The organism is Novosphingobium sp. HR1a, assembly GCF_015594425.1.
Classification (GTDB): domain Bacteria; phylum Pseudomonadota; class Alphaproteobacteria; order Sphingomonadales; family Sphingomonadaceae; genus Novosphingobium; species Novosphingobium resinovorum_A.
This window is the reverse complement of record NZ_JABXWS010000049.1, coordinates 85,147-97,692: the sequence shown is the minus strand read 5'-3', so window position 1 is coordinate 97,692 and position 12,546 is coordinate 85,147. Positions and strand designations below refer to the sequence as shown.

General features: G+C 68.2%; 13 protein-coding genes. 2 read left to right on the top strand and 11 right to left on the bottom strand.

From position 1 onward, the window contains the following. Positions 1–3 precede the first annotated feature (3 nt). The 6 genes from HWN72_RS13180 to HWN72_RS13155 all read right to left on the bottom strand — a co-directional run bounded on the left by HWN72_RS13180 (position 4) and on the right by HWN72_RS13155 (position 5,288). Positions 4–636 (bottom strand): class I SAM-dependent methyltransferase, encoded by a 633-nt coding sequence (locus HWN72_RS13180; RefSeq protein WP_008832590.1) that lies wholly within the window; start codon positions 634–636, stop codon positions 4–6. Between the two features lie 117 nt (positions 637–753). Then, positions 754–1,098 (bottom strand): arsenate reductase (glutaredoxin), encoded by a 345-nt coding sequence (gene arsC / locus HWN72_RS13175; protein ID WP_008832591.1) that lies wholly within the window; start codon positions 1,096–1,098, stop codon positions 754–756. Continuing rightward, positions 1,095–1,634 (bottom strand): (2Fe-2S)-binding protein, encoded by a 540-nt coding sequence (locus HWN72_RS13170; RefSeq protein WP_008832592.1) that lies wholly within the window; start codon positions 1,632–1,634, stop codon positions 1,095–1,097. The genes arsC and HWN72_RS13170 overlap by 4 nt, the downstream gene beginning before the upstream one ends. A 1-nt stretch (position 1,635) precedes the next feature. Then, on the bottom strand, positions 1,636–2,370 hold the full coding sequence (locus HWN72_RS13165; protein WP_008832593.1) for a metallophosphoesterase: 735 nt from the start codon (positions 2,368–2,370) through the stop codon (positions 1,636–1,638). Positions 2,371–2,426: 56 nt separating this feature from the next. Continuing rightward, positions 2,427–4,472, bottom strand: coding sequence for a TonB-dependent receptor (locus HWN72_RS13160; protein WP_037521355.1), 2,046 nt, complete (start codon positions 4,470–4,472; stop codon positions 2,427–2,429). A gap of 123 nt (positions 4,473–4,595) precedes the next feature. Then, positions 4,596–5,288: a fumarylacetoacetate hydrolase family protein gene (locus HWN72_RS13155; RefSeq protein ID WP_211150415.1), complete on the bottom strand. Its 693-nt coding sequence runs from the start codon at positions 5,286–5,288 to the stop codon at positions 4,596–4,598. A 160-nt stretch (positions 5,289–5,448) separates the two neighbouring features. On the opposite strand from HWN72_RS13155, the gene HWN72_RS13150 reads away from it, so the two are divergent. Then, positions 5,449–5,958, top strand: coding sequence for a YqgE/AlgH family protein (locus tag HWN72_RS13150; protein WP_008832596.1), 510 nt, complete (start codon positions 5,449–5,451; stop codon positions 5,956–5,958). Here HWN72_RS13150 and HWN72_RS13145 read toward each other — a convergent pair. The 5 genes from HWN72_RS13145 to HWN72_RS13125 all read right to left on the bottom strand — a co-directional run bounded on the left by HWN72_RS13145 (position 5,955) and on the right by HWN72_RS13125 (position 10,316). Continuing rightward, positions 5,955–6,509, bottom strand: coding sequence for an NTP transferase domain-containing protein (locus HWN72_RS13145; protein ID WP_008832597.1), 555 nt, complete (start codon positions 6,507–6,509; stop codon positions 5,955–5,957). The two genes, HWN72_RS13150 and HWN72_RS13145, sit on opposite strands and share 4 nt — an antisense overlap. Then, a complete protein-coding gene (locus tag HWN72_RS13140) occupies positions 6,506–7,531 on the bottom strand; it encodes an XdhC family protein (RefSeq protein ID WP_008832598.1) in 1,026 nt (341 codons plus the stop codon). The genes HWN72_RS13145 and HWN72_RS13140 overlap by 4 nt, the downstream gene beginning before the upstream one ends. Next, complete coding sequence (locus HWN72_RS13135) at positions 7,531–8,148, bottom strand: TetR/AcrR family transcriptional regulator (protein ID WP_211150414.1); 618 nt, start codon at positions 8,146–8,148, stop codon at positions 7,531–7,533. The genes HWN72_RS13140 and HWN72_RS13135 overlap by 1 nt, the downstream gene beginning before the upstream one ends. Positions 8,149–8,225: 77 nt before the next feature. Beyond that, on the bottom strand, positions 8,226–8,942 hold the full coding sequence (locus tag HWN72_RS13130; protein ID WP_036526369.1) for a murein L,D-transpeptidase catalytic domain-containing protein: 717 nt from the start codon (positions 8,940–8,942) through the stop codon (positions 8,226–8,228). 129 nt (positions 8,943–9,071) lie between these two features. After that, positions 9,072–10,316, bottom strand: a complete 1,245-nt coding sequence (locus HWN72_RS13125) for a polyhydroxyalkanoate depolymerase (protein ID WP_036526367.1) — start codon at positions 10,314–10,316, stop codon at positions 9,072–9,074. Positions 10,317–10,572: 256 nt separating this feature from the next. Between HWN72_RS13125 and HWN72_RS13120 the strand changes: the two genes are divergently transcribed. Then, positions 10,573–12,372 (top strand): ABC transporter transmembrane domain-containing protein, encoded by a 1,800-nt coding sequence (locus HWN72_RS13120; protein WP_069709215.1) that lies wholly within the window; start codon positions 10,573–10,575, stop codon positions 12,370–12,372. Positions 12,373–12,546: the final 174 nt, after the last annotated feature.

The window sequence follows — 12,546 nt, the reverse complement described above, 5'->3', positions numbered from 1 at the left end:
AGGTCAATCCTCGTCCTTCCAGCCCCACCACATGAAGCAGGGCGGGACGTTGATCGGTTCGATCGCGTCGTCGATGCGCTTGAAGTGCGGGGCCATGTAGCTGCGCGCCTTGGGGCGGAACTGGTAGACCAGGAACGCGCCGCCCTTGCGGATCACGCGGTAGGTGGCCGAGGCGATGGCGGGCGCCACGCCCTTGGGCAGGGTCGAGAACGGCAGGCCCGACAGGACGTAGTCCGCCTTTTCGTGCCCGTGCGCGCGCACGATCTCCTCGACGTCCGCCGCCGAGCCGTTGACCGCGACGAAGCGGCTGTCGCTGATCGTGCGGCGCAGGTAGTCGATGAACATCGGGTTGGTGTCGATGACGATCAGCATGCCGTCGCGCGGCAGGCGGTCGAGCACCGGCTGGCAGAAAGTGCCGACGCCGGGGCCGTACTCGACGAACAGCTTCGTGTTCGCCCAGTCCACCTTCGACAGCATGCGGTTGATGGTGAAGCGCGAGGACGGGACGATCGAGCCGACCATCACGGGGTTGCGGATGAAACCTTCGAGGAACACGCCCCAAGGCCCCATGCCCTGCTTGATCTTCTGCCTGATCCGGTGGGCCAAAGGCTGTCGGGCAAGCTCGGTGCTGGTCATGCTGAGGAAGGCTCTCGCAATATTGTCATGTCACGGATTTGCCATGCGGTGGCAGATTGTCCCTGCCAATGCAAGGCGATGGCGCGTTGCCGGAACGCGCCGGATGGGGAAACCGGGTCAGAGAATCTGGTGAACCGTTTCCTGTGGGCGACAAAGCCGCACGCCCTTGTCGGTCTCGACCAGCGGGCGCTCGATCAGGATCGGGTCGGCGGCCATCGCGGCGAGGACGGCGGCGTCGTCCGCTTGCGGCAGGCCCCGCTCCTCGGCATCGGTGCCGCGGATGCGCAGGCCCTGCTGCGGGCTGATCCCGGCGTCGCGGTAGAGCTGCGCCAGCTTTTCAGCGCTCGGCGGGGTCTTGAGGTATTCGATCACCGTAACCTCGACGCCCGGCGTTTCCTCGAGGATCGCCAGCGTCTTGCGCGAGGTGCCGCACTTGGGGTTGTGCCAGATGGTGGCTCTCATGGGGTCTGTCCTTTCGTGTCCGGGACCATCGCCGGAATTCTGCCAGAGCCGCCGGGGACCGGCGCGGCGTCGATCTTCTCTTCGCGGCGGGCGACGGCGGCGGCGCGCTGGATGGCGCGCACGAGCCGGGGCTGGACGCCGCAGCGGCACAAGTTCGGGATCGCCGCCTTGACCTCGGCCTCGCTTGGGTTGGCGTTGCGGGCGAGGAGGGCGGCGGCGCTCATCACGATACCGGGCGTGCAGAACCCGCACTGAACCGCCTGCTCGGCCACCATCGCCTGCTGCACCGGATGCGAGCGGTCGCGCGACAGGCCCTCGACGGTGACGACGAAGCGGCCCTCGCACTCGGCCAGCGTGATGAGGCACGATCGCAGCGCGGCGCCATCGACCATGACGGTGCAGGCATGGCAATCGCCCACACCGCAGCCGTACTTGGTGCCGGTGAGGTTGGCCGCATCGCGCAGCGCCCACAGCAGCGGCGTGCGCGGGTCCATCTCGAACTGGACGGGGCGGTCGTTGACGGTGAAGCGGGTCATCTCAGGCGTATCCCGTGGCCAGCGCGCGCGCCCAGTCCTCGCGCCCGCCCTCGGCAGCGCGGCGGGCGGCGGCGGTCCAGTCGTAAGCGACGGCGCGCAGCTCCGCTTCCCAGCCATCCGGCCCGCGCTCGATCACGGCATAGCGCGCTTCGGGCGAACCCGATTCGATGACGTAGGGATGCGGTTGGTCGTCGGCGAAGGCGGGCAGGCCGACCGAGCCGGGGTTCACCACCAGCCGCCCGTCATCGAGGCGCACCGCCCGCTGCTTGTGCGAGTGGCCGCAGAGCACCAGCGGGGCGTCGATCCCGCCCAGCCGCTCGGCGATCTCTTTTGGGGTGGCGGCGCGGCAGCCGGTGGGCTCGACCGTTTCCAGCAGGAATTCCAGATCGCCGCGCGGGGAGCCGTGGCAGGCGTAGAGGTCGCTCTCCAGCCACATGTCCACCGGCAGCGAGGCCAGCCATTCGCGGTGGCGCGGCTGCAGCACGGCATCGGTGGCGGCGTCGGAAAGGTTCATCTCGGCGCGCGATTGTTCGAGCAGCTGGCGCTCGTGGTTGCCCCGGATCGTCTCAAGCCCGAGTGCCATCAGCCGCTCCGCCGTGCCTACGCTGTCGAGCGGGCCGCTGAGGATGTCGCCGAGGTTCACCACCCGGCGCACCCCGCGCGCGGCCACGTCCGCCAGCACCGCGTCGAGCGCGCCGAGGTTGCCGTGAATGTCGGAGATCACCGCGATGGCCATGCCCTCGCGATGCCCCGCCTTGCCGATCAGCGCAACCCCAGTCAGTTCAGGCCCAGTCAGTTCAGGCCCAGCTTGAACCCCGCCCACAAGGTGCGCGGCTGGCCCAGATCCATCGAGCCGCCCGCATTGCGCGTCACGATCGTCTCGTCGGTCAGGTTCTCGGCGCGCAGGACCAGCGAGGCAAAGCGCGTGATCGGCACTTGCGCGTAAAGGTCCAGCGTCGTCGCGGCGGGCAGGGTGTCGACCTGAAGGTCGTCCTCGTACTGCGCACCGGTGCGGCGCAGGGTAGCAGCAAGGCGCCAGCCGTCGGCGGGTGCCCATGCCACCGTCCCGCTGGCCGCGAGCTTGGGCACCTGCGCCGGGCGCATGCCGTCGAGCGCGATCTGCGCGGCGGTCGCCTTCACCTTGGCGTCGGTCCACGACAGCGAGCCGGACAGATCGACCTTGCCCAGCTTGAGGTCGGCGCTTGCCTCGATCCCGCGCGCATGGATCGAATCGACGTTCTGCCGCTCGCGCACGGTGGAGGACAAAGTGACGTTGGCGATGGCGTCCTTGAGGTAGTTGTCGAAGGCCGTGATCGACAGGTTCAGCGCCTCGGAGGGGTGGAAGTCCACGCCCGCCTCGTAACCGCGCAGGCGTTCAGGCTTGAGGCCGGCATTGGCATTGGTGGTGATCGGGAACACCACGAAGGGCCGGTACAGCTCGTTCAGCGTCGGCAGGCGCAGCCCGGTATAGGCGGCGGCGCGCAGCGACACGGCGGTGCCGGCATTCCACACGATCCCGCCGCGCCCGTTGGCGTTCCAGCCGTCGCGGTCGGCGTAGCGGGTGTCCTGCGTCACCACGCCCGCGGGGTTCACCTGATGGTAGTAGCCGTCGGTGATGGTCCAGCGGTCGAGGCGGCCGCCAGCGGTCAGCACGAACTGGCCGATGGTCCAGTCGTCCTCGATATAGAAGCCGAGGTCGGACTGCCGCCCGCCCGCCTTGCGGAACGCGGTGGCGAGGCCGGTGACGGCGCTATAGGGCGCTTCCACGAGGTTCCCGCGCGAGAGCTTCACGTCGGTGCCGATGCGCAGCACGTGGTTTTCGCCCACCGGCGGGCGCAGTTCGGCCTTGCCGCCGACCGCCAGCGTCGGGGTCTTGGCCTGATCGAGCGTCTTCTTGTAGCTCGTCGAGCTGATGACGATGTTCGAGAAGTCCTGCGCCTGCACGAAGCCCAGCACGTCGAACTGCCAGTCGCCCCGGCCCACGAAACGCAGCGAGCCCTGCTGACCCGAGGACGTCGAATCCGCGCCCTTGAAGCGCAGCGTGCGCGCATCGTCATAGACGAGGCCCGATGCCTGAACCTCGATGTTGTCGGTCAGCGGCGCGACGGCGCGCAGCGAGCCCGACAGGCTTTCATACTTCGCGCGCGCGGTGGCGGCGACGCGCTGGTCCTTCGGCGTGGTCCAGAAGCCCTGGCCGCGATCCCACTGCACGCCCGCCACGACGAAGCCTTCGCCAAGGCGCGGCGCCACCGTGAGCGAGCCTTGCGTCTCGCCCCGGTTGTTGACCAGCGCCTCCGCGCTTACCGGGCCGAGTTCGTCAGGGCTCGCGCTTTCCATCTCGATCGTGCCGGAGACCGCGCCCGTGCCGAACGCGCCCATACCGCCGCCGCGCGTCACCCGCACGGAGCCGAGGCGGTCGGGGGTGAGGGCGCTCAGTGGAATATAGCCGAAGAACGGGTTCGCCACCGGCACGCCGTCCAGCAGCACTTGCGCGCGGCTCGATGCATTGCCGCCCAGTGCACGCAGGGTCACGCCCTGGTTCGAGGGGTTGGACGATCGGCTGTCGGAGCGGCGGAACTGCTGGAATCCGGCGACAGAGGCCAGCACATCCTCGATCCGGCCCGAGGCACTGGAAACCAGCTTGTCGCGGGCGATCGTCTGGACGTCGTAGGCGGGCGTCGCCGGACCTTCCGAAAGCCCGCGCCCGGTGACGACGATGGGCTCGCGCGGGGCGGCGTCATCGTCCTCGGCCAGCGCGGGATGCGCGAGCGCGACGAGGGGCAGGGCGAGCAGCGACCGGCCCACGGATGGCAAAATGCGACGTCGAATCGTTGTCATGTTCTTCCGGCTTTTAGGCATCGTTCTCCGCCCGGGTATGTCCAGCAACGCGCGGCGGCTGACAAGACGGACAAGAAGCAGGCGACCCAAGGGATAATCCCCCCCCGATTGGGGGAAGGAACGTCATTCCGCCTGGGCGATCTCTAGCCGCAGCGGGGTCAGGCCATCGATCGTGCCTTCCAGCACGTCGCCCACCGCCACTGGCCCGACGCCGGCCGGGGTGCCGGTATAGATCAGGTCGCCGGGCGCGAGGTGGTAGAGGCGCGAGAGGTCGGCGATCAGCTCGGGGATCGACCAGATCATGTCCGAGAGCACGCCGTCCTGCCTGACCGCGCCGCCCTGCGTCAGTGCGATGCGCTGGCCTTCAGGCGTGAACGCAGCGGCGGGCGTGATCGGCGCGATAACCGCGCCATTCTCGAAGTCCTTGCCGGTGTCCCAGGGATAACCCTTGGCCTTGGATGCGTTCTGCAGGTCGCGCCGGGTCATGTCGAGGCCGCAGGCATAGCCGTAGACCACCTCCATTGCCCCCTCGGGGGCGATCCGGAACGCGGGGGCGCCGATGGCGACGACCAGTTCCATCTCGTAGTGGCAGCTTTCGGTGCCCGGCGGATAGGGGATCGCCCCGCCGTCGAGGCACAGCGCTGCGGGCGCCTTGTTGAACCAGATCGGCGCCTCGCGGTCGACTGCGTTGCCCAGTTCCAGCGCGTGCGCGGCATAATTGCGCCCGACGCAGAAGATGCGGCGCACCGGATAGGCGGCCGCTTCGCCGACGACGGGCACGGCGGGGGCGACGGGAAGGTCGAAAAGCAGGGTCACGGGGCTGGGTTCTCCTTTGTGCCGGGGCATAGGCCGCTCCGTCGCATCGGGAAAGCGCTCTCTCGGATACGGGGGTTGTAGTCGGCGCAAGGGGGCATAGAGTGGGCGGGTGACGACGCAGCAGTATCTTGCAGGCCGCATCCTATTGGCAATGCCGGGGATGTTCGACCCGCGCTTCGAGCGCTCGGTCAACGTATTATGCGTGCATGACGAGGACGGCGCGCTCGGCGTCGGCATCGGCCATGTGCGTGAAGGCGTGCGTTTCCACGACGTGCTGGAGGAACTGGGCCTCGACCCGGGCGTCTCGCCCAACCGCGAGATCATGCACGGCGGCCCGGTTGAACCGGGGCGCGGCTTCATTCTGCACTCGACCGACTGGGGCGGCAGCGACACTATCGAGGTCGCGCCGCTTTGCGGGCTGTCCGCCTCGATGGACGTGCTGCGCGCGATCGCGGCGGGGCAGGGGCCGTCGCAGTGGATCATGGCGCTGGGCTACGCCGGATGGGGCGCGGGCCAACTGGAGGGCGAGATGCGGCACCACGGATGGTACGCCGCAGAGGGCCACCGCGAAGTCCTGTTCGAAACGCCGCCGGAGGGGCGCTGGTCCGCGACATGGCGGGCGGAAGGGATCGATCCCGCGCTGCTTTCGAACGAGACGGGGCGGGCTTAGGCCCCTTCGAGATCGCCCGGGCGGTCCACGTCGAAGTGGATCGCGGGCGAGGAGACCTCGACTCTCACCACGTCATCGCGGCTGCGCAGCAGGCGTCCCGCGCCCTCGTCTCCGGTGAGCGCGGCGATGGCGGGGAAGGCGGCGGGGGACAGCAGGACCGGATGGCCGGGCTTGCCCCCGTGGCAGGGCATCGCGGCATAGGCATCGCCGATCGCGGAGGCGAGTGTCGGTGCGACTTCTGCGGGAATGCGCGGCATGTCACCGAGGAAAACGAAGGCGGCCTTTGCCTCTCCGGCCGCCGCGATGCCGGCCTTCAGTGTCTCGGACAAGGCATCGCTCTCCAGCCGCAGTGTCTCCACCGCAGGCGTGCCGGGCCATTCGCCCGTATCGAGCCCGGGCCGCGCGACGACGATCACTCGCTCGACAGGTGCGGCGCGGGCGATGCGGATCGCGTGATGGAGCAGGGGCTCGCCATCGAGCCGGGCGGAGAGCTTGTCGCTGCCGAATCGGGTCGAGCGCCCGGCTGCGAGCACCAGTGCGACCGCGCTCAAGCCCGTTCCCGCGCCGGGTTCAGCGCCTGCATGATTTCGGCGATGATGCCGGTGGCGACTTCCCAGGGCGACTTGCCCAGCCCGGGGACGCCCGGCGAAAGCTGCAGCCGCGCCAGTTCCTCCGCGCTCGCGCCTGCCGCTTCCAGCGCGCCGAGGCGTTGGGCCGCGCGCGATTTCGCGCCGATCATGCCGACATAGCCCGCTCCGCCGCGCAGTGCGGCAAGGCAGCCGCCGAGGTCGTGGTGATCCTCATGCGTGGCGCCGAGGTAGGCAGTCCAGCGATCGACCTTCAGGTGGGCGAGGGCGTCTGCAGGCTCTTCGCGCAAGTAACGCGAGACGGGGAAGGGCGGCGGCGCATGCGGGCCGCCGGGGCGCAGCAGGATCGTCTCGAACTGCGCCATCGCCCCGAGCTTCGCGGCGGCGAGCGCGCCGGGATCGCCGCCCGAGACGATCAGGCGGCGCGGCGGATCGTATCGGCGGGCGATGCGGAACGGGTCTTCGTGAAGCGCGAGCAACGGGCCGTGGTCCTCGCGCGCCTCTTGCGTTTCGCCGTCGCTCGCCCAGAGGCAGGTGCGGCGCTCGGCGGCGTGGTCCAGCAGCGCGGCGGCGGCGGGCGAATCCGGCGCGATCCGTTCCAGCAACACGTGCAGCGCGCCGCCGCAGCGCAGGCGAAGGTCGATCCAGGGGCTGCCCATGCCGTAATGCAACCGCTTCGGCTTGCCGTCGGCAAGCACTTGCGCGGCGTGGTTGGCGACGTCGCCCTCGATGCAGTCGCCCGAGAAATAGCCGGTCGCCGCCACGTGCCCGCCGGCCCCTGCCGCGAACAGCATCTGCGCACCGGGACCGCGCGGGGCGCTGCCCGCGACCTTGTAGAGTGTCGCCAGCGCCACCGGACGGCCTGCCGCGAGGGCCGCGCGCAAAGCGGGGCGCACGTCGTCGATCCAGCCGAACTCGGGCCAGTCCGCGTCCTCGATCATGCCGCTGAGGGCAGGGTTAAGGACAGGGTCTTCGGTCAGCGTCATCACGCGCGCGCCGCCTGGCGCTCCACAGTGTCGCCGATCAGCGGGGCGATGACCAGACGGTGCAGGATCGTCGCCACTTCCTCGGGGCTGCGGGTGGAGGCAGGCTTGTCCCCGCCCTGCGCCAGCCACCACGCAAGGATGTCGATGGTCGCGCCGGTGCCGTGAATGGTCCCGAGGTCAGAGGGCAGCCAAGGGTGGTGCGACTGAGCGCTTTTCGCAAGGCCCAGCGCCTGGCGGATGAACTCCTCACGTACGATGCCCGCTGCACCGCCGATCAGCAGTGCTGACCACAGCATCGCGTGCTCGTGGACATGGCGGCAGACTTCCAGCGTCGATTCGTAGCTGTTGGCGGCGTAGAGAATCGGAATCGTGCGGCCGAGCAGATCCTCGATCTCGTGCGCGGCGACGTCGGCCAGCAGCGCTTCCTTGGTCGGATAATGTCGGAAGAAAGTGGCGTACCCGGTCCCGGCGCGGGCGCTGATCTCGCGGATCGTCAGTTGGTCGAACGGCTTGATTTCAAGCAGCGCCAGCAACGCCGAGGTCAGCGCCTGCCGCGAGCGGACCTGTCGTGCATCGGTGGGAGCCTCGCGCTTGAGGCCGGTCAGGCTGGTGTCCATGATACGATGCGTATCATTGCGACGGAGGCGTGTCTAACCGCAGGCGCCGTGAGACAGTCGCAACGCGGCGTTGAGATTCATCCTTCGCCGATGCGATCCGCGAACAGCAGGCGACCGCCGGAAAGGTGCCAGAGCGCTTCGTTGAAATCGTTGTCGCTCATGGCGAAGCAGCCCTCGCTGCGACCGAGCTTGCCCCACTTGTCGATCATCGAGGAGCCGACGTACCAAGCCGGATGCATGACGATCGCGCGCGGCAGCGCCATCGAATTGTCGTTGTCCAGACCCATCAGACGGATCGAGGTGCCGTACTTGCCCTTGTACCACTCGGCGGTGAGGTAGGCACCGCGCGAGGTCGCTTCCGAGCCGGGAACGTTGGAAAAGCTCTGCAGCCAGCCGCTGTGTGCCGGGTCGGAACCGCGCCCGTGCGCGACGAGGAACGAGCGCATCGTCCCGTTTTCCAGATTGGCGAAGTGGAGGCGCGGTTTCCACGAAGGTTGCGCAAAATCGACGATTCCGACCACGTCGGCGCGCCACAGATGATTGCGCACGCGCCCGGCCTGCTTCGACGCGACGTCGAGTACACGGCGCTCGTAAAGCGATAGTCCAGTGGGCGATGCGGGAACCGATGTCAGGCTGCTTGGAAAGGCACCGGCGAGCGGCGCAAGAGCCTCACCGGGCGCGGTCGAATCGGGAAGGACACCTTCGGAGGCGAAAGCCCGCGCGGGCAAAGCCAGACCGATGCCGGCGACAAGCCCGCCCTTCAGTATTTTCCTTCGACTATGTGCGCGATCCATAGTGGCGGTAATACCACAATCGGTCCCGGTGATCCACCATCTCGTCGCGCGATCGGCGCTGGGCGGGAGCGTTCCGCCGCAAAAAACGTTTGACGGGGCCGCGACTTAGGCGCGACCCCACCACAAAAATCAGGCAACCACCTTGAGCGCCTTGCGCTGGTGCTGGGCGATCCAGTCCTCCAGAACCGGGGCGATTCGCGTCCGCCACTTGCTGCCGTTGAAGATGCCGTAGTGGCCCACCTCGGCGGCGAGGTAGTACTTCTTGCGCTTCTCGGGCAGGTGGCTGGCAAGGTGCAGCGCGGCGCGGGTCTGGCCGATGCCGGAGATGTCGTCCCTCTCGCCCTCGATCGCCAGCAGCGCCGTGTCGCGGATGCCGGACAGGTCGATCCGCTCGCCGCGATGGACGAACTCGCCCTTGGGCAGCGAGTGGTTCTGGAACACGTGTTCGATCGTCTGCAGGTAGAATTCCGAGGTCATGTCGCAGACCGCGCGATATTCGTCGTAGAACGCCTTGGTGGCATCGGCGCTGTCACCGTCGCCCGCGACCATGTGCTTGAACATGCCGTAGTGGCTCATCATGTGGCTGCCGAGGTTCATCGCCATGAACCCGGCAAGCTGCAGGAAGCCCGGATAGACGCGGCGGCCGCCGCCCGGATAGGTCGCCGGAACTGTGGCGATGACGTTCTGCTGGAACCACGAAAGCGGCTGCTGCATCGCCACGTCATTGACGCTGGTGGGCGCCTCGCGCGTGTCGATCGGGCCGCCCATCATGGTGAGAGTGGCGGGACGGCAGGGGTGCTCCTTGGCGCCCATGATCGCGGCGGCGGCGTAGGCCGGAACCGAGGGCTGGCACACCGCGAGGACGTGGGTGCCGGGGCCGATGTGTTCGAGGAAAGAAATGACGTAATCGATGTAGTCGTCGAGATCGAAGCGCCCGGCGCTCATCGGCACCAGCTTCGCGTCGGCCCAGTCGGTGATGTAGACTTCGGCGCTTTCCACCATGCGCGCGACGGTGCCGCGCAGCAGGGTGGCATAGTGGCCGCTCATCGGTGCGACGATCAGGAGCTTGGGCGCGTCCTTGCCGAGTCCGGGATGCTCGAATCGAAGCAGGTTGCCGAACGGCTTGTGGAGCACGATCGATTCGGTGACCGGCTGGATCTTGCCGTCGACGGTCACGGTCTCGATGTCGAAGGAGGGCTTTCCGCGGGGGGAAGCGGCGTGCGCGAAGACGTCCAGTGCGGAGGCCATGACCGGGCCGAGACCCGAATAACCGAATGGAAGCGAGGGGTTGGTCAGCAGTTCGGCGCCAACCGACGCCCATGCGGCAGCGCTGCTCATCATGGCGCGCTGCAACTCGTAGGCATTGTAGAGCAAGTCGATTCTCCTGGCCGTTTCGGGGGCGAACGCGGCCTGTGTGCGGGGGTCTTACCTCATGATTAGGGAACTAGAGGTTACCGTTGCAACGCGGCAATTCCGATTTCAGGCAGGTGATCTTCGCAAGAGAGACACGTTTCGCCGCGAATCGGGCAGTATGTCCATGGCTACAAGGAAGCCTTTTCCTCCGCTTCGCTAGGCTGTAAGGCGCGGCGCCATGGATGGGACGCAAGGCAATGCCCCGGGGCAAGAGACCATGATCGAAGAGCCGAAGCGGCCCCGCCGCAGTCTCGGCCCGCTGCGCATGGTCTGGCGCGAGATGCTCAAGTATCCGGGCCGGATGGCCACGGCGGGCGGGGCGCTGATCACGACGGCGACCTCGACGCTGGCGATCCCTTATGGATTCCGGCAGATCATCGACAAGGGCTTCGCGCAAGGCGCCGACCCGAACGCGATCCGCTCGTGGTTCCTGATGCTGATGGGCGTGGTCGTGGTGCTGGCCGTTGCCACCGCGATCCGGTTCTACTCGGTCTCGTGGCTGGGCGAGCGCGTCGTCGGCGACATTCGCCTGCGCGTGCAGCGCCACCTGCTGACCTTGGCGCCGAGCTTCTTCGAGGAGAACAGCCCCAAGGAAATCTCCTCGCGCATGACCGCCGACACCGCGATCATCGAGCAGATCGTGGGCACCACCGTCTCGGTCGCGCTGCGTAACGCGATCATGGCGCTGGGCGGGGTGATCTATCTCTTCGCGCTGGAGCCGGGGCTGACGGCGTGGCTGGTCATCGCCATTCCGGTGGTGATCCTGCCGATCGCCGCTTTCGGTCGCAAGCTGCGCGCCGTCTCGCGATCCAGCCAGGACCGCGTGGCAGACATCGGCGCGCTGACTGCCGAAGTGCTGGGCGCATTGAAGGTCGTGCAGGCGTTCAACCAGGAAGGCCGCGAGCAGGGCCGCTTCGCCGCCGCTGTGGAGCGCACGTTCGATACCGGCCGTCACCGCATCATGATCCGCGCGATCATGACCGCGGTGATCATGTTCCTGATCTTCGGATCGATCACCATGATCATGTGGCGCGGCGCGATCGGCGTGGCCGAGGGCTCCATCACCGGCGGCACCATCGCCGCGTTCGTGGTAACGGCGGGCATCGTCGCAGGCGCGTTCGGCTCGCTCACCGAGGTCTACGGCGATCTCGTGCGCGGCGCGGGTGCGGCCAGCCGCCTCGCTGAACTGCTGAGCGAACATCCGACGATCGCCCCTCCGGCGCGCGCTCTGGTGCTGCCGAGCCCGGCGCGCGGCAAGCTGGCGTTCGAGCGCGTGACCTTCCGCTACCCCTCGCGGCCCGAACTTCCGGCGCTGCACGACTTCAATCTGACCATCGAGCCGGGCGAGACCGTCGCTATCGTCGGCCCCTCGGGCGCGGGCAAGTCGACGCTGTTCCAGCTGGCCGAGCGGTTCTACGATCCGCAGGGCGGCGCCATCAAGATCGACGGCGTGCCGCTCGCCTCCGCCGACCCGGCCGAGATTCGCGCGCGCATCGCTCTGGTCCCGCAGGAAGGCGTGCTGTTCGCCGCCTCCGCGCGTGACAATCTGCGCTACGGCAATTGGCACGCCGATGACGAGGCGATCTGGCAGGCGGCCCGCGCGGCCAACGCCGAAGGTTTCCTGCGCGCGCTGCCGCAAGGCCTCGACACGTTCCTCGGCGAAGACGGTGCGCGCCTTTCGGGCGGCCAGCGCCAGCGCATCGCCATCGCCCGCGCGCTGCTGCGCGACGCGCCGATCCTGCTGCTCGACGAAGCCACCAGCGCGCTCGACGCCGAGAGCGAGCGGCTGGTGCAGGACGCGGTCGAGACGCTGATGGCGCAGCGCACCACGCTGGTCATCGCTCACCGCCTCGCCACCGTGCGCAAGGCGGACCGTATCGTCGTGATGGATGGCGGCCGTATCGTCGAGCAGGGCACGCATGAAAGCCTGAGCGGGCAGGGCGGCCTCTATGCGCGGCTGGCCTCGCTACAGTTCGACGCTGTCGTCTCGGGGCAGCCGATCGCGCCGCTGGGCTGAGGCGCCCCTTTCGTCATTGCGAGCGCAGCGAAGCAATCCAGGGCAGCACTACGCCGCCCTGGATTGCTTCGCTGCGCTCGCAATGACGACGTGAGGGGAGCGTCCTCCCTGCCAGACAACGCGCGATTTACCTCCATCACTGCTGCTTTTTCACTGGCGTTGCGCGCGCGTGTA